This is a genomic window from Pandoraea bronchicola (genome assembly GCF_902459805.1).
Classification (GTDB): domain Bacteria; phylum Pseudomonadota; class Gammaproteobacteria; order Burkholderiales; family Burkholderiaceae; genus Pandoraea; species Pandoraea bronchicola.
This window is the reverse complement of record NZ_CABPST010000006.1, coordinates 1-16705: the sequence shown is the minus strand read 5'-3', so window position 1 is coordinate 16705 and position 16705 is coordinate 1. Positions and strand designations below refer to the sequence as shown.

Here is a 16705-nt window from a genome sequence, read left to right as displayed (position 1 = left end):
GCCTGCTTCGTTGCAGCTCAAGCGCCCGAGTCGTCTCGCGTATCGGTGAAGAACTCACGGCGCATGCGCGCCACATACGCCGTCAGGTTCGGGTACCTCTCGATCTCGTCACGCAATGGCATGCGGAAATGCGGCGACACGGCGCTCGAGATGAAACCGAAGGCCGTGGCATCGGCACCGCAAGGCGCATCCCCGAAAAAGTACGGCTTGTCACCCAGCAATTGGGCGGCGGCCTGCGCGCCACGCTTGAGCAGTTGTGCTTGCTCCTGCGGCGTATAGCGTCCGGTGCCCTGCCCATGCAGCGTGTTGCGGATCTTGCGACGGATGAATGCCTGCGCGAGCGGGCGTACCGGCCAGGGAATCGCTTTGAAGAACGAGGCCGGGCCTTTGGCGAAGTTCTCCTCGTCACACCAGCGCGCCTGCACCACATGCCAATAGAAATGATCCTCCAGCGCCTTCTCGAACATCCACGCGGCACCCCGTTGTTCGGGCGTGAGGTCCGCGTCGAAATCAAACCCGTATTTGCGTTCGATGTGCAGCCGGATCAGTGTCGAGTCCGCCACGATCTCGCCATTGTCATCGATATAGGGCAGCTTGCCCTTGGGCGCGCGCCGAAAGCCACCGCGATTCGTCTGATACGGCAGTCCGGCCAGCTTGAGCAACATTTCCGCCTTGACGACGAACGGGCTGGCGTCCGGAAGCCCGAATGCCGGGCCGAAAGTGTACAGGGTCAACATCGAGGGCAGGCTCCTGCGCGATAGGAATGGCGCAGAGTATTACATGCGGCGACGGCGGCGGCGACCCCGGCACATTCAGGGTGCCGCAGGCAATCATCAGCCTCGTCTTTGCGTTGTTGCGGTTGACGTCCTGCCATCCGCTGGGGCCTTGGCAGGCACCGAACGCACCTTCGACGACCTCACGCCCGACTGTGCGTTTCACCTGACATCACACCGCCATCTCCGCCTCGATACACTCGCCGCCAACTTTATCCAGTGCATTGAGCAAACCTGCGCGAAGCGTGCTCAACGCGTGACTCTTTTCGTCAAGCGCTTTGAGCTTTGCCTGCAGACAAGCGGCCTTTTGCGCCACGCCAAAGCTCGGGCTATCCCACACCTCGATAACTTCACGAATTTCCGCCAGTGTGAAGCCCAGCGCCTTGGCGTGGACGATCAGTCGTATCCGCTGCAACGAAAGCGCGGAGTAGTGCTTGTAGGTATTCGTTATGTGAGGTTGGGTGGCCTTGTCGAGCAGTCCCATTTTCTCGTAGTAGCGAACGGTATCGCGAGAAACGCCCGCGTGCCTGCAGAGTTCGCCAATGCGCATGCTGTCTCCATCCGAAGTGGTGAACCGATATTAGGGCTTGACCGTTGTCCATAGTCAACGGTTTACAGTGCCGCTCGTCTTTTACTCTCTGAGCACGCCATGCCAACCCGCTTTGATTTCCGTGGAAAAACAGCACTCGTTACGGGCGCCTCGTCCGGTATCGGACGTGCGTTTGCTTACGCACTGGCCAAACAAGGGGCCAACCTGCTGCTGCTGGCGCGCTCACGCGACACGTTGCGCGACCTATCAGAGGAGTTGCGGCGCGATTATGCGTGCGACGCCGATTTTCTGACCGTCGACTTGAGCACTTCCGGTGCCTTAGCCGCAGTTGCCGATCACCTGAGGGATACCGGAACGGTGGTAGATGTCCTGGTCAACAACGCCGGCTTTGCCACGTATGGACGCTTCGAAACCATTCCGTTGGCCCGTCAACGCGACGAAGTGCTGGTGAATTGCATGGCTGCCGTCGAGCTGACGCATCTTGTGTTGCCTGGCATGCTGGCGAAATCCAACGGGGTCGTCATCAACGTTGCGTCGACGGCAGCGTTTCAGCCCGATCCATACATGGCCATCTACGGTGCCACGAAGGCATTTCTCCTTTCATTTTCCGAGGCCGTTTGGGCGGAGAACCGGCATCGGGGTGTGCGTGTTGTCGCGCTATGTCCGGGAGCAACGCAAACCGCCTTCTTTGACGTCGTTGGCGCAAAAGAGGCTGCCGTCGGCACGCCGATGCCCGTTGCGAGGGTGATCCAGGAGGCACTTCGGGCGGTGGATCGCAATAAGAGCCACCGGGTCGTGGGCGCGAATAACCGGCTGCTTGCGACCCTGCAGAGACTATTGAGCCGTCAAAGTGCTGCGCTGCTCGTTGAGAAGATCCTCAGGCCAAGGCACGCTCAGGAACTTGCGACCGGGGCATGCAAGTCGCCAGATGCGTTGCGATAAATAACAATACGCTGTGCGCCTGATTCGATTATTCGGCGCGCCGGGGCCGCCCATTTTCGGGTGCGATGCTCGGATCGATAGGCTTGGGCTTCATGCAGATGAGACGGCGTCTCTCGCGAACTGTGATTTTATACAGTATTATGTACCCCAATCGAGGAACGTCTTATGGAAACCATCGACTGGGATCAACTGGCGCTGAGCGCCGCCGAACGCGACCTTGCCGGCATCGTGCGCGAGATCGCCGCGCGTTACGAGCATCATGGGCATGACGCACAGCAGCGCCGGCGCATGGCCGATGCCGTGTCACCGCTCGCCGCAACGGAAAGCGCAAGCGAGTCCAACGGCTTGGGCGAAATGCACGAAACGGCATCGGCATTGACACTGGACTGGCGCACGCTGCTGGCCATTGCCGACGAGGCAGAGGCCGATATTGGGCTGCACGCACGTCATGAGCCATGGGTGCTGGCGCGACTGCTGCGTCTGCCGGGTGACGAGGCCTTGCGGCGCGACGGCGAACTCCCCTCGCTCGACGCCCCCTTCGATCTGCACTGGCCGGATACCCCGGCACCGGCGGTGTTTCACGCCATCGCCGCCGCGTTCGCCGGCGACGATGGCCACAGTGACGACAGCACGTCATTCGCGGCGGGGCCGTCTGCGCGTTCCGTCGCTGCACGGACCCATGGTCCGGCGTGTGCGGCCTGACGGCCGTCAAAGTCCCAGGATCCACGAGGTTTACGAAGTGCCTGAAATCGCCGTCGAGGACGCTAACGCGCAAGTCATCCCCGAGGTGATGGACCCGGATGCGCTTGCCCGCTCCCTGCCTGCGCCGATGGTCTTCGTCGATCTGGAGACGACCGGCGGCAACGCGCTCGACGACCGTATCACGGAGATCGGCGTCGTCGAAGTCGGCCCGCAGGGTATCGAACAGTGGAGCACCCTGCTCGATCCGGCCGAGCCGATCCCGCCATTCATCCAGCAGTTGACGGGGATCACGAACGAGATGGTGCGCGGCCAGCCGTCGTTCGAGACGCTGGCCCACGGACTGGCGGAACGTCTGCACGGCAAACTGTTCGTCGCCCACAATGCGCGCTTCGACTACGGCTTCCTCAAGAACGAATTCCGGCGTGCCGGCATCCGTTTTCAGGCGGACGTCCTTTGCACGGTGCGGCTCTCGCGCCTGCTGTTTCCCTCGGCGGCCCGCCACGGGCTGGACGCCTTGATCGCACGCTTCGGCCTCGCACCGCTGGGCCGTCACCGCGCACTCGCCGATGCCGATCTGCTCTGGCAGTTCTGGCAGAAACTCCACACGATTTACGCGCCTGAGCTGATCGGGCAAGCGGTGCAGCGCGTCACCAAACGCTCGAGCCAGCCGCCACAGTTACCGGACGAAGCGATCGACGCGCTGCCGGACAGCCCCGGCGTTTACCTTTTCTACGGTGAGGGCGACACGCTGCTTTACGTCGGCAAGAGTGTCGATATCCGGTCGCGCGTGCGCTCACACTTTTCCAGCGATCACCAGGTCGCGAAGGACCTGCGCATCTCGCAGGAAATCCGGCGCGTTGAGGCCCGTCGCACGGCGGGTGAACTTGGCGCGTTGCTGCTCGAGTCGCAATTGGTCAAGCAACTGCAGCCGGTGCACAACCGCCAGTTGCGCCGCGCGTCGAACCTCTACAGTTGGCAACTCACGGCGGATAGCGACACCCCGCAGCTCGTCAGCGCGAAGACCGTCGATTTCGCCAGTGCCGAAGCCCTGTACGGCACCTTCCCGTCGCGGGCCAGCGCTGAGAGCGCGCTGCGGGCGCTGGCCGATGAGCATCGTCTGTGCTGCGCACAACTCGGGCTGGAGAAGACAGCCGCCGGGCGCCCGTGTTTCGGATATCAGGTCAAACGGTGTGACGGTGTGTGCGTGGGTGACTTGCCGCTCGCCGCGCATACCGAGCGGGTTCTCCAGGCCCTGACGACGCTGCAACTCGACACCTGGCCCTACGACGGCCCCATCGCGATTGAAGAGCGCGGCACCCGGAGCGACGCAGCCGAAGTCGAATATCACGTCATCGACCGCTGGCAATATCTGGGGACCGTAACGTCACGCGAAGCCCTGGATGCGCTGGTCGACAGCGTGCCTGCCGTGACGGGCTTCGATCCCGACATCTACCGCCTGTTGAGTCGACGTCTCGCCGCCTCCCGGCAGGCCAGCGAGCCGGCCGCGCTCGACACGGCCGCGACACAACCTGCCGACGACGCCTCTGCACCAAAGCGCCGTCCATCCACGCCGCTGACCGTTCTGCAACTGAGCCGCCCGGCGTTTCGCCTGAGTCCGGTCGAACCGCCGGAACGTACGCCCCCCAAACGCAGTGCGGCGTTGTTGCGCCGCCGCCAACCTCCCCCCGAAGACCCGGCACAGTTTCGTCTGCCGTTCGACGCTCACTGAACCGGCGCAGGGCCAAGCGCCGGTCCGATTTTCTTCTGACCGCGTCGCCGTCATGGCCCGTGGTGATGCCCCCCCGCCCCGCCAGCCATAGGCATCTCTGGCCTGCCTGAAGGCCTCGGTATCGCCTTCTCACTCATGCAGCGCGGCTCGCGCGCCGCAGCGCCAATTTATTTCCCGCCGGCGGTCCACCTAGGCAAAACCCGCCTATCCACGCCACGGAATGAGCATATAAATATTAAGTATTTGCAAGACGCATGCTTAAGGTCAAAGAATACGCAATCCGAATACAAAGGCATTGCGACATCGGCGATCTCGGCGTCGTCGATCACCGAGGTCCGGGCGCGTGGGGTGCGCGCCAGCACCCCGTCCCCACACAGAGCCAGATGGAATTACGCCAACTCGAAGCCTTCGCGGCAGTCATGTCGACCGGTAGCATCACTGCTGCCGGGCGGCTGCTCGGGCGCTCGCAGCCTGCCATCACGCGGATGATTCAGGAGCTGGAATCCGAAATCGGCTACGCCCTGTTTGCTCGCAGCGGCCCGCGCGTCACACCGACCGAGCAGGGCTTTCTGCTCTTCGAAGATGTTGAGCATGTCCTCGCCGGCCTGCAGCAGATCCGCGCCCGTGCGGACGAAATCGCGCGTGGCCAGACCCGCCCGTTGCATATCGCCGCCACATCGGCGCTGGCCGCCGGCCTTGTGCCCGCCGCCCTCGCCTTGCCGGGGCTCGCGCACGACACCGCTCAGATTCAGATGCGCAGCACGTCGCCCGAACAGGTCGTGCATGCCGTGCTCACGGGCGCCGCCGATATCGGCGTCACCAGCCTGCCGCTCGAGCATCGCGGCATCGTCGTGCACTGGATCGGCGAAGCCGCCTGCGTCGCCGCCGTGCGCAGCGACGACCCGCTGGCCAGTCACGACCGCCTGCCGCTCGCCGCATGCGCGGGCCGTCGCATCATCACCATGCAGAACCCGTACCGGCTGCGCCGCCGCCTCGATCAGGCGTTCGCGCAAGCCGGTGTCGCCCCGGCCGGTCTCATCGAGACCAATGCATCGATCAATGCGATGACGGCGGTTCGCGCCGGACTCGGCGTCGCCGTGCTCGAACCGGTCACGGCCTACGGCCTGCCGCTCGCCGACGTTGCCGTGCGCCCGATCGATGCCGACATTCCGTTCTTCTTCGGCGTCATCACCCGCGACGCGCGCGAACCTTCGCCTGCCGCACTCGCGTTCGTCAACGCGCTTGCCGACGCCGCGCGCCAGTTGCTGCCCGATTTCGCGCAGCGCGCCGCCACCGAACACGCCCAAGTCTTGCAGTCGCTCTATGGCGACTTGCCCGCTCCCAAGGAAGCTCTGTCGTCATGACCCAGTCCCCGACACTCGCCACCGGCCTGCCCGCGCTCGAAGCGCGCCTGCGTCAGGACCTCGCCTGGCTCGAACTGCCCGCCAAGCACTGGGTGCCCGAGCGCACGCACAACGGCCAGCCCGTGCTCGACGTCGCCATCATCGGCGGCGGAATGGCCGGTCTTGCCGCGGCCGCATCGCTTACGCATCTCGGCGTAGGCGCCGTGATCTTCGATCAGTCGCCGCGCGGCTTCGAGGGGCCGTGGGCCACCACCGCGCGCATGGAAACGCTGCGCTCGCCCAAGCAACTCACCGGGCCGGCGCTCGGCTTGCCCGCGCTCACGTTCCGCGCCTGGTTCGAGGCCCAGTTCGGTCTCGAAGCGTGGGACGCCCTCGACAAGATCCCCCGCCTGCAATGGATGGATTACCTGCGCTGGTATCGCGACGTGCTCGCCATCGACGTGCGTAACGATCACCGCATCACCGCCGTGATACCTCGAGGGGCAGACGGTCTCGTCTCGCTCTCGATCACATCGCCCGATGGCGACCAGACGGTCTATGCGCGACACGTGGTGCTCGCGACCGGCCGCGACGGTCTCGGCGGCCCGACCGTACCGGCATTCGCCCGTGACTTGCCACGTCGCTTCTGGGCGCATTCGTCAGACGTGATGGACTATGCAACGCTGCGTGGCAAACGCATCGGCGTGATCGGTGCGGGCGCGTCCGCCATGGACAGCGCCGCCACCGCCCTCGAAGCCGGTGCGGCCAGCGTCGACCTGCTCATTCGCCGTGCCGATATTCCGCGCGTCAACAAGGGCAAGGGAGCGGGCAACCCGGGCCTCACGCACGGCCACATCAACCTGCCGGACGAATGGAAGTGGCGCATCCGTCACTACGTCAACGTGCAACAGGTTCCGCCGCCGCGCGGCAGCACGCTGCGCGTCTCGCGTCACGACAACGCGCGCTTCAACCTCGGCGCACCGATTCTCGACGTCACACCGGTCGGCGACGAACTGCATGTGCGCACGGCAAAGGGCACCTTCGTGCTCGACTTCCTGGTCTTCGCGACGGGCTTTCGCATCGATATCGAAGGACGTCCGGAGTTCGCCGCCTTCTCGAAATTCGTGCGCAAGTGGAGCGATCGTTACACCCCTGCGGCGGGAGATGAAGACGTTGAACTGTCCGACTCGCCCGATCTCGGTCCGGCCTTCGAATTCCTCGAGAAGACACCTGGCGATTGCCCCGGACTGGAGCGCATTCATTGCTTCTGCGCACCCGCCACGCTGTCGCACGGCGCGGTCTCGGGCGATATTCCGGCCGTGAGCGAAGGCGCGAAGCGTCTGGCACAAGGGCTCGCAGGCACCTTCTACCGTGAAGACGTCGAGCACCACTACTCGAACATGGAGACATACGCCGAGCCGGAAGTCTATGGCGACGAGTGGACGCCCGCCCCGCCGCCGCCCCCACTGAATAGCGAGACCGCCACGAAGGGCGAGGAGCGCTTCGCATGACCGCCTGGATTCTGCGCCGCGCGCTGCAAGCGGTCTTCGTGGTCTGGCTGATGACACTGATCGTGTTTGTCGGCCTGCATGCGATCGGCAATCCTGTCGACATCCTGATCGGACAGGACGTCGATCAGGTCGACCGCGCGCGCATCATTGCGCAACTCGGCCTCGACCAGCCGTTGTGGCGCCAGTACCTGTCATTCCTGGGCGGTGCGCTGCACGGCGAACTGGGCAACAGCTTCGTCTACAACGTGCCGGCCATCCAGTTGATTCTGCAACGCCTGCCCGCCACCCTGGAGCTGGCCTTCGCGGCACTCATCCTGGCCGTATTCATCGGCATTCCGCTGGGACTCTTCGCGGGTCTGTACCCGCGCAACCCGATCTCCAAGCTGCTGATGACCGGCAGCATTGTCGGCTTCTCGCTGCCGACGTTCTGGGTCGGCCTCATGCTCATCATGTTCTTCTCGGTGCATCTGGGCGTACTGCCCGCGAGCGGCCGCGGCGAGACGGTGCGTGTGTTCGGTGTGGAATGGTCGTTTCTGACGATCGACGGGCTGCGTCACCTGATTCTGCCCGCGCTCAATCTGGCGCTCTTCAAGATTTCACTGGTGCTGCGGCTGACGCGCGCCGGCGTGTCCGAAGTGCTGCCGCTGGACTTCGTGAAGTTCGCCCGCGCCAAGGGGCTTTCGCCGCTGCGCGTCGTGCTCGTTCACGTGCTGCGCAATACGCTGATTCCGCTCGTGACGGTGCTCGGGCTCGAGTTCGGCTCGACGATCGCGTTTGCCGTTGTGACGGAGAGCGTGTTCTCGTGGCCAGGCGCCGGCAAGCTCATTCTCGACAGCATCAACTCGCTCGACCGCCCCGTGATCGTGGCGTATCTCATCGTCGTGGTGTGCCTGTTCGTATCGCTCAACCTGATCGTGGACGTGCTCTACAAATGGCTCGATCCTCGTGTGCGCGTGGAGGCCGCTGCCTGATGCCGTCCAATCTGTCTCCCAACAGCAACCCCGCACCGGCGCTCGCGCCGGAGCCGATGCCCATGCGTCGCGAATCGCCGTGGCAACAGGGCCTGCGCGAGTTCGTCCGCTCGAAAAGCGCTGTGCTTGGCCTTGTCGTGCTCGTCGTGCTGATCGTTGCCGCAGTGGCGGCGCCCTGGATCACGCCGCAGAATCCGTATGACCTCATGCAGCTCGACGTGATGGACGCGCGTCTGCCGCCCGCCACGGCCAACGGCGCCGCCACCTATACGTACTGGCTCGGCACCGATGGCCAGGGCCGCGACTTGCTCTCGGGCATCATCTACGGGCTGCGTATCAGTCTGGGCGTCGGTGTCGGCTCCGCACTCATCGCAGGCATTCTCGGCACCATTCTCGGACTGGTCGCCGCTTACGCCGGCGGACGCGTCGACGCCGCCATCATGCGTCTGGTCGATTTGCTGCTGTCGTTCCCGTCGATTCTCGTGGCATTGATGATTCTGGCCTATGTGGGCAAAGGCATCGGAAACGTGGTGCTCACACTCGTCGTGCTGGAGTGGGCCTATTTCGCCCGCACAGCGCGCGGGCAAGCGCTCGTGGAGTCGCGCCGCGAGTATGTGGAAGCCGCACGCTGCCAGGCCATACCGAACTGGCGCATCGTCCTCGGTCATATCCTGCCGAACTGCCTGCCGCCGCTGATCGTCGTGGGCTCGTTGCAAGTCGCACGCGCCATCACGCTCGAAGCCACACTGTCGTTCCTCGGCCTCGGCGTACCGGTGACAGAGCCGTCGCTCGGCCTGCTCATTGCCAACGGTTATCAGACGATGCTCTCCGGCGAGTACTGGATCAGCCTGTATCCGGGCCTCGCGCTGCTCGTCACGGTCGTCGCCATCAATCTCGTGGGCGACCGCCTGCGCGATGTGTTCAATCCAAGGTTGCAGAAATGAGCGGCGCAGTATCCCCCACCTCCTCCCTCACGCTGGAAGTGCGCCATCTGCGCACGCAATTCATCACGCGCGCCGGCACATTGCCCGCCGTGGACGACGTGTCCTTCTCGCTGCCGCCGGGCCACATCATGGGCCTCGTCGGTGAGTCCGGATCGGGCAAGTCGGTGACCGGCTTCTCGATCATGGGACTGGTCGATGCGCCGGGCCGAATCGTCGGCGGCGAAGTGCTGTTTCAAGGGCGCGATCTCACGAAGCTGTCGCCGTCCGAGCTGCGTCACCTGCAAGGCAATCGCATTGCGATGATCTTTCAGGACCCGATGATGACGCTCAACCCGGTGTTGCGCGTCGACGTACAGATGATCGAAGCCGTGCGCGCCCACCAGCGCGTGTCGAAGGCGCAGGCGCGTGAACTCGCACGCGACACGCTCGGCATGATGGGCATTCCGAGCCCCGACGAGCGTCTGCGCGCCTACCCCCATCAGCTCTCCGGCGGCATGCGTCAGCGCGTGGCGATTGCCATCGCCATGCTGCACCGGCCCGATCTGATCATTGCCGACGAACCGACCACCGCGCTCGACGTCACGATTCAGGCACAGATCCTCTCGGAGGTGCAGAAGCTCGCACGTCAGCACGGCACGGCGCTCATCTGGATTACGCACGACCTCTCGGTCGTGGCCGGACTGGCCGATACGCTTGCCGTGATGTACGCGGGACGCATCGTCGAACAAGGTGCCGTCGACGCCGTCCTCGATGCGCCGCAACACCCCTACACGTCAGGCCTCATCGGCAGCCTGCCCAGTCTGAATAACCGCGGCCAGCGTCTGCGCCAGATTCCCGGCATGACGCCGAATCTGCTCGCCATGCCGGCCGGCTGCGCATTTGCGTCGCGATGCGCATACGCGAGTGCCGCCTGCGCCGAGCGCCCCGAGATGACGCAGACATCGCCGGGCCGCCTCGTGCGCTGCTTCCACCCGGGCGCTGCGTTGCAAAAGGAGATGGTATGAACACGCCGCTGCCGCAAAGCCAGACCGTCAGCCCCGGCTACGGCAAATCGAGCAGCCCGAGCGCCACGCTGCCCGCGCCCATCGTGGCGTTGCGCGGCGTGAGCAAGCGCTTTGGCGAACGACACGCCGGCCCGGCCTCACGCCTGCTCGAGCGCGTCGGGCTCGCGCATCCGCCGGCCGTCGTGCGCGCGGTCGATCACGTCGATCTCGTCGTCAAGCCGGGCGAGGTCGTGGGTCTCGTGGGTGAGTCGGGCTGCGGCAAGTCCACCCTCGGACGCATGCTCGCAGGCTTGCTCAAACCGTCGTCGGGTGAGGTGCAGATTCATGGCCGTCCCGCCGAGTCGCTCTCGGCACAGGAACAACGCGACGCGCGCCTGAAGATCCAGATGATCTTTCAGGACCCATACGCAAGCCTGAATCCGCGTCTGCGCGTCGACCGCATTGTCGGTGAAGGCGCGCTCGTGCATGGCCTGACCGACCGGGCGGGCTTCGACGACTACGTGAGCGCCCAATTGCAGCGCGCCGGGCTCGATCCGGCGCTGCGCCATCGCTATCCGCACCAGTTCAGCGGCGGACAGCGCCAGCGCATCGGTATCGCCCGCGCGCTGGCCGTCTCCCCCGACCTGCTGGTGTGCGACGAAGCGGTGGCCGCGCTCGACGTCTCGATCCAGGCGCAGATTCTCAATCTGTTCATGGATCTGCGTGAACAACTGCGCCTGACGTATGTGTTCATCAGTCATGACCTCGGCGTGGTCGAGCACTTGTCCGATCGCGTGGTCATCATGTATCTCGGCCGTATCGTGGAGAGTGCGCCCGTCGAGGAAGTCTTCCGTCGTCCGAATCATCCGTACACGCAGGCGCTGCTTGCCGAGATTCCGCGCATCGACGTGCGTCACAAGACCTTTTCCGCCATACGTGGCGAGATTCCAAGCCCCATTGCGCCGCCGGGCGGTTGCCACTTCCATCCGCGATGTCCGCACGCCATGCCGCGTTGCCGCACGGAGGTGCCGACGCTTCGCGGCGTGGCCATCAATCATGTGAGTGCGTGTCACCTGAACGACACCTGATATGCCCGCAGACGCGGCCGTCGTCACTCACGGCGGCGTCCGCCTCTTCTCTTCAACATCAACGACCAGGATTGCCAATAATGAAACGCTTCTTGTTGTCCTCGCTGGCTGCTGCACTGCTCGTCACGAGCGCGGCCGCTTCCGCCCAGACGCTGCGCATCGCCTTTGCCGACCCGCTGTCGTCGCTCGACCCGCAACTCAACAACCATGCGGGCGACCGTTCGGTCGATCTGCATTTCTGGGATCTGCTCGTCGAGAACAAGTGGAACAAGCTGCAACCGGGGCTGGCCGTGTCGTGGAAGGCCCTCGACGCCAAGACATGGGAATTCAAGCTGCGCCCGAATGTGAAGTGGCACGACGGTCAGCCCTTCACCGCCGCCGACGTCATCTATTCGTATCAGCGCGCACGTAACGTGCCGGGCAGCGTGGCCACGTTCGCGGGCTACCTGCGCACCGTCGACACGATGAGTGCGCCGGACCCGCTCACGCTCGTCGTCAAGACCAAGATTCCGAATCCGGATCTGCCGCTCAACCTCGCCTCGGTGCACATCGTTAGCAAGCACGTTGGCGAGAAGTCGAACACCGACGACTACAACGCCGGACGCGCCATGGTCGGCACAGGGCCGTTCAAGTATGTCTCCTACACGCCGGGCGACCGAGTGGAGATGGTGCGTAACGACAATTACTGGGCGGGCAAGTCGGAGTGGGAAAAGGTCGATTACCGATACATCAACAACGGTGCCGCCCGCACGGCAGCCCTGCTCGCGGGCGATGTGGACGTGATCGACAAGGTGTCGGCCTCGGACATTCCGCGTCTGAAGAAGGCGCCGAACGTGACGGTGTTTCCGTACCCTGGGCTGCGCGTGATGCTGCTGCAACCGACCTTCCGTGAAGGGTCGAATCAGTACATCACCGATAACGCCGGCAAGCCGCTCGCGAAGAATCCGCTGCTCGACGTGCGCGTGCGCCGTGCGCTCTCGCTCGCCATCAACCGCGAGGCGATCGTCACGCGCATCATGCAAGGCACGGCCAGCGTGGCCAACCAATGGATGCCGAAGGACACGTTCGGCTATAACCCGGAAGTGAAGGACATTCCGTTCGACGCCGCACAGGCCAAGAAGCTGCTCGCCGAAGCCGGTTTCCCGGAAGGCTTCAAGCTGACGATGCATGTGCCGAACGACCGCTATCCGCAAGGTCCTGAGACCGCACAGGCCGTGGCGCAATTCTGGACGCGTATCGGCGTGAAGACGCAAGTGGAAGTGGTGCCTTGGGCGGTGTACTCGGGTCGCGCGAACAAGAACGAATACGCCATGTCGATGCTCGCGTGGGGTAACGGTACGGGCGAAGCCAGCTACGCGCTGGTGAACGTGCTGGCGACGGTAGATGCCAAGAAGGGCCTCGGCGCCTCGAACTGGGGGCACTACAGCAATCCGGCCATCGACAAGGCGCTCGATGCGTCGACCGCCGAGTTCGACGAAGGCAAGCGTGAAGCGATCCTGCGTCAGTCGGTCAAGGTCGAGACGGACGACGTGGGCACGATTCCGCTGTACCACTACCAGAACATCTGGGCCGCGCGTAAGGGCCTGAAGGTCACGCCGTTCACGAGCGATCGCACCGTTGCGATGCAAGTGACCAAGGCTGCCAAGTAAGCCGGCCCGCCGCGTTATGACGTCATCGCTCATTCTCACGGCAACCCCGGCCGACGCGCTGATCGACGTGCCGCGCCACCTCGTGGTGCGCGGCGCGGCGCCTGGCGCACACGTGACGCTCACCGCCCGCACCGCGCGGGCGGGCGGCGTGGTCTGGCATGCCGAAGCCACGTTCGTCGCCGACGCCGACGGCGTTGTCGACGCGTCGCGCGACGCACCGGTCAGTGGCAGTTATCACGGTGTATCGGCGATGGGCCTGATCTGGTCGCAGGTGCCGGAAGACGGCAAGAGCCGCGATGTGTTTCCGCAGCCAGTCATGGCGCCGCTCGTCACGACGGTTGTCGCGCAAGCGGGTCATTCTGCGCAACAGGAAGGGGAAAACGTCGCGACGTCGTCCTTCGTATCGTTCACGCAGCGACTCGCCGCCGACGGGGTGACGCGACGTGAGGTGCGCGAAGACGGACTCGTCGGCACGCTGTACCTGCCGCCCGGCGACGGTCCCTATCCGGCCGTGATGATCCTCAACGGCTCGGGCGGCGGTATCAACGAGCCGCGCGCCGCGCTGTACGCGTCGCACGGTTACGCCGCCTTCGCGCTTGGGTACTTCAAGGGACCGGGGCTGCCCGACTTCATCTCCAATACCCCACTCGAGTACTTCGCGAAGGGCATGGACTGGTTGCGCCGCACGGTGAAGCCGGCGCATGACTTTGTGGCGCTCTCGGGGCAATCGCGTGGCGGCGAGTTGGTGCTGCTGCTCGGCGCCGTGTATCCGAGCGCCGTCTCTGCCGTCATCGGCTACGTGCCGAGCGCGTTGATTCACAGTGCGCAAAACGCCTGCGATCCGGCCATCGGACGCGAGGGCCCGACGTGGTTGCTCGACGGCAAACCGTTGCCGCATATCTGGGAGAACAACCGGACCGCATCGTGGGCACCGTTCGATGAAGGCCCGCCGCCGCACCGGCATGCGAAAGCGATGCTGACTGCGCTGGACGATCCCGAGGCCGTCGAGCGCGCTCGTATCCCCGTGGAAAAGATTCGCGGCCCGGTCATGCTGCTCTCGGCGCAAGACGATGGCTCATGGCCGTCGAGCCGCTACTCACGGATGGTGACGGAACGGCTCGCTGCGCATGCGCATCCATACCCGGTCGAGCATCTGGATTTCGACCACGCGGGGCACGCTATCGTGTTCCCGTATGTGCCGACGACGCAGCTCGTCTACGCGCATCCGGTCTCCGGAAAGATCAGCACCGGCGGCGGCGAGCCATACGCCAATGCCCTTGCGGACGAGCGTTCGTGGACGGCAGTGCAGACATTCCTCGCGCAGGCGGTGGCCCAGCGCGCCCAATCACAAGGACAATCATGACCGCCAATACCCCATACGACATCGATGACGATCTGGTGGATCGCGTCGCCGGTCTGACACCCGGAACGGCTACGCATACGTTGCGTCACGCACGCGATAAAGTCGCAGTGGCGACGCAGGGCAGCTACGAAGGGCTGTTCGCCCCGGCACTTGAGGGCATTTCGCTGGTGGAGCGTCTGCTCGTCGCGCTGTATGCGAGCCGTCTGACGCCCTCGCCGTCGCTTGCGGCACATTACCGCGCCGAGCTGGCCAAGCACGCTGTCGACGCCGGGCAGTTGCGGGCAGCCGAATCCGGTCAGCCGGACGATGTGACCGACACGCGTCTGCGCGCGATCCTGACGTTCACCCGCACGCTCATCGAGAATCCGGTGGCGGGAGACAAGGCCGCTTTGCTGAAGCTGCCGGCGGCCGGACTGACGACGCCCGCAGTCGTCGCCCTGGCGCAATTGATTGCGTTCCTGTCGTATCAGACGCGTCTGGTCGCGGGACTGCAGGCGCTCAAACAACTCACGCCCCAGGAGACGACAGCATGAGCGACATCATCCGTTCGCATGGATTTACCAACGAGTCGCTCGACTGGGATGCGTGGCTCGATGTTGTGGAACTTGATAAGGCAACACCGGAGCAGGTGGCGGTGTTGGAAGAGAGCCACCCGAAGGCCAAGACATCGGATTACTACCTCTTCCTCGTGCATCAGCCAGAGATCCTTCGTCAACGTTCGGCAGCGTTCAATGCGATCATGTACGCGCCGGGCGGCATGCCGCGTGCAGAGCGAGAGCTGTCGACGACGGTTGTCTCGCGTATCAATGGATGCGTGTACTGCGCGTCGGTGCATGCACAGCGGTTCGAGCAGTTGGCCAAGCGCAACGATGTGATCCGCGAAGTCTTCGACGACCCGCGCACTGCAGGCACGACGGACCGTGAGAGGGCCATCTCCCAGTTCTCGATTGCACTGACGGAGCAGCCAGGCGACGTGCGTCCGGAGCAATTGCAGGCACTTCGTGACGTGGGTCTGACCGACGCTGAGATTCTGGACCTGATTCACTCCATCGCGATCTTCGCGTGGGCGAACCGTCTGATGCTCAATCTCGGTGAGCCGGTGTTTCCGGAAACGGTAGCCGTCACCTGAAACCGGGTTAGGAAATGCGTTGGCGTGTGCCTTGAACGTCCCGACGCAACACCAACAAAAAAGCGCTGTCCGCCTGGGCAGCGCTTTTTTGTTGGGCGCGTGTTCGGTGCGTGTTCGGTGCGTGTTCGGTGCGTGTTCGGTGCGTGTTCGGTGCGTGTTCGGTGCGTGTTCGGTGCGTGTTGAGTGCGCGTTGAGTGCGTGTTGAGTGCGGCGTTGGGTGCACGTTGGGTGCACGTTGGGGTGCGTTTTGAGTGAGTGGTAAACGCTGCAACACTCCTTTCAGCTCGTTCATACAAGCATCCGTAATGACATTTACCTCGTTTTCCATCAGCCCGATCGAGGCCGATGACCCTCCTTCGTGGCGTATGTGACCTGACTGGTTTTTTCGTGCCAAAGGTGTCTAGAGATTCACGGCCCCGTGATCTGCTTGGGTTTTCCGGACCAAATCCAGAGCGAGTTTTTCGGTGTTGTGATCCGCGCGCCCGTTGGACATGTGCGCCCATTGAGACTCCTGCCGAGAGCGCGAGCACTGCATGTCTCTCGCGGCATCCAGTCATCAGACGCTCCGCGCTAAGTGTGGTCAGGCAGGATCAGCGCGCCGCGAATCAGCGTTTGGTTGGCGTTATTGAGACGGAGATTGGCTCACGCTACGAATCAAAGCCTGATGCACTTGAGAGCGGCGATCAGGATCTACGGTCGTGGCACGATCCGAATCGATGCCCAGCGGTCGATGGATCTGAGATCTTCTGGCAGGAAAGGGGCGCTTGCGGCAGCGCGGTCCGAACCGATAGCCGATGGGCTGATTACCTCTGCCGAGATCCGTACTAAATCGGGCCGGCTAGCATCATCACCACGCCGGTCTTAGTCAGCGCGCCGGCATTACCCCCGGTTGCGGGAGAAACGGGGAGCCACAAAGCAAAAACCCCTTGCTACGCGTTGTAGCAAGGGGTTTTTAGGGGAGCCTGACGATTACCTACTTTCACACGGGTATCCGCACTATCATCGGCGTGGAGTCGTTTCACGGTCCT

At 64.0% G+C, this 16705-nt stretch carries 13 protein-coding genes and 1 pseudogene; 12 read left to right on the top strand and 2 right to left on the bottom strand.

Features of this window, described 5'->3' with window-relative positions:
* Positions 1–17: 17 nt before the first annotated feature.
* Together PBR20603_RS13115 and PBR20603_RS13110 are read right to left on the bottom strand one after the other, a co-directional pair.
* On the bottom strand, positions 18–737 hold the full coding sequence (locus tag PBR20603_RS13115) for a glutathione S-transferase C-terminal domain-containing protein (protein ID WP_150559974.1): 720 nt from the start codon (positions 735–737) through the stop codon (positions 18–20).
* 208 nt (positions 738–945) lie between these two features.
* Positions 946–1323 carry a MerR family transcriptional regulator gene (locus PBR20603_RS13110; protein ID WP_150559973.1) on the bottom strand — a complete coding sequence of 126 codons (378 nt, stop codon included), beginning with the start codon at positions 1321–1323 and terminating at the stop codon, positions 946–948.
* Between the two features lie 99 nt (positions 1324–1422).
* Here PBR20603_RS13110 and PBR20603_RS13105 point away from each other — a divergent pair, with 99 nt between their 5' ends.
* The 12 genes and pseudogenes from PBR20603_RS13105 (at position 1423) to PBR20603_RS24600 (ending at position 15677) form a co-directional block, all read left to right on the top strand.
* Complete coding sequence (locus PBR20603_RS13105) at positions 1423–2265, top strand: SDR family NAD(P)-dependent oxidoreductase (RefSeq protein WP_150559972.1); 843 nt, start codon at positions 1423–1425, stop codon at positions 2263–2265.
* Positions 2266–2430: 165 nt separating this feature from the next.
* Complete coding sequence (locus PBR20603_RS13100) at positions 2431–2967, top strand: DUF2471 family protein (RefSeq protein WP_150559971.1); 537 nt, start codon at positions 2431–2433, stop codon at positions 2965–2967.
* Positions 2968–3004: 37 nt separating this feature from the next.
* Positions 3005–4696 (top strand): 3'-5' exonuclease family protein, encoded by a 1692-nt coding sequence (locus tag PBR20603_RS13095; RefSeq protein WP_246174631.1) that lies wholly within the window; start codon positions 3005–3007, stop codon positions 4694–4696.
* Positions 4697–5079: 383 nt separating this feature from the next.
* On the top strand, positions 5080–6060 hold the full coding sequence (locus PBR20603_RS13090) for a LysR family transcriptional regulator (RefSeq protein WP_150559970.1): 981 nt from the start codon (positions 5080–5082) through the stop codon (positions 6058–6060).
* Positions 6057–7550, top strand: coding sequence for a flavin-containing monooxygenase (locus PBR20603_RS13085; protein WP_150559969.1), 1494 nt, complete (start codon positions 6057–6059; stop codon positions 7548–7550). The genes PBR20603_RS13090 and PBR20603_RS13085 overlap by 4 nt, the downstream gene beginning before the upstream one ends.
* Positions 7547–8521 carry an ABC transporter permease gene (locus tag PBR20603_RS13080; RefSeq protein WP_150559968.1) on the top strand — a complete coding sequence of 325 codons (975 nt, stop codon included), beginning with the start codon at positions 7547–7549 and terminating at the stop codon, positions 8519–8521. Before PBR20603_RS13085 ends, PBR20603_RS13080 begins: the two co-directional genes overlap by 4 nt.
* A gap of 56 nt (positions 8522–8577) precedes the next feature.
* Positions 8578–9465, top strand: a complete 888-nt coding sequence (locus PBR20603_RS13075) for an ABC transporter permease (protein ID WP_150560149.1) — start codon at positions 8578–8580, stop codon at positions 9463–9465.
* Positions 9462–10469, top strand: coding sequence for an ABC transporter ATP-binding protein (locus PBR20603_RS13070; protein WP_150559967.1), 1008 nt, complete (start codon positions 9462–9464; stop codon positions 10467–10469). Before PBR20603_RS13075 ends, PBR20603_RS13070 begins: the two co-directional genes overlap by 4 nt.
* Before the next feature lie 68 nt (positions 10470–10537).
* A complete protein-coding gene (locus PBR20603_RS13065; protein WP_150560148.1) occupies positions 10538–11536 on the top strand; it encodes an ABC transporter ATP-binding protein in 999 nt (332 codons plus the stop codon).
* A gap of 80 nt (positions 11537–11616) precedes the next feature.
* A complete protein-coding gene (locus PBR20603_RS13060; RefSeq protein ID WP_150559966.1) occupies positions 11617–13185 on the top strand; it encodes an ABC transporter substrate-binding protein in 1569 nt (522 codons plus the stop codon).
* A 16-nt stretch (positions 13186–13201) separates the two neighbouring features.
* Complete coding sequence (locus tag PBR20603_RS13055) at positions 13202–14548, top strand: acyl-CoA thioester hydrolase/BAAT C-terminal domain-containing protein (RefSeq protein ID WP_150559965.1); 1347 nt, start codon at positions 13202–13204, stop codon at positions 14546–14548.
* A pseudogene (locus PBR20603_RS24600) lies at positions 14545–15677 on the top strand (CMD domain-containing protein). Before PBR20603_RS13055 ends, PBR20603_RS24600 begins: the two are co-directional and overlap by 4 nt.
* Positions 15678–16705: the final 1028 nt, after the last annotated feature.

Coding starts and splice junctions, on each gene's coding strand:
- PBR20603_RS13115 (WP_150559974.1), bottom strand. CDS start 737: ATGTTGACCCTGTACACTTTCGGCCCGGCATTCGGGCTTCCGGACGCC.
- PBR20603_RS13110 (WP_150559973.1), bottom strand. CDS start 1,323: ATGCGCATTGGCGAACTCTGCAGGCACGCGGGCGTTTCTCGCGATACC.
- PBR20603_RS13105 (WP_150559972.1), top strand. CDS start 1,423: ATGCCAACCCGCTTTGATTTCCGTGGAAAAACAGCACTCGTTACGGGC.
- PBR20603_RS13100 (WP_150559971.1), top strand. CDS start 2,431: ATGGAAACCATCGACTGGGATCAACTGGCGCTGAGCGCCGCCGAACGC.
- PBR20603_RS13090 (WP_150559970.1), top strand. CDS start 5,080: ATGGAATTACGCCAACTCGAAGCCTTCGCGGCAGTCATGTCGACCGGT.
- PBR20603_RS13085 (WP_150559969.1), top strand. CDS start 6,057: ATGACCCAGTCCCCGACACTCGCCACCGGCCTGCCCGCGCTCGAAGCG.
- PBR20603_RS13080 (WP_150559968.1), top strand. CDS start 7,547: ATGACCGCCTGGATTCTGCGCCGCGCGCTGCAAGCGGTCTTCGTGGTC.
- PBR20603_RS13075 (WP_150560149.1), top strand. CDS start 8,578: ATGCCCATGCGTCGCGAATCGCCGTGGCAACAGGGCCTGCGCGAGTTC.
- PBR20603_RS13070 (WP_150559967.1), top strand. CDS start 9,462: ATGAGCGGCGCAGTATCCCCCACCTCCTCCCTCACGCTGGAAGTGCGC.
- PBR20603_RS13060 (WP_150559966.1), top strand. CDS start 11,617: ATGAAACGCTTCTTGTTGTCCTCGCTGGCTGCTGCACTGCTCGTCACG.
- PBR20603_RS13055 (WP_150559965.1), top strand. CDS start 13,202: ATGACGTCATCGCTCATTCTCACGGCAACCCCGGCCGACGCGCTGATC.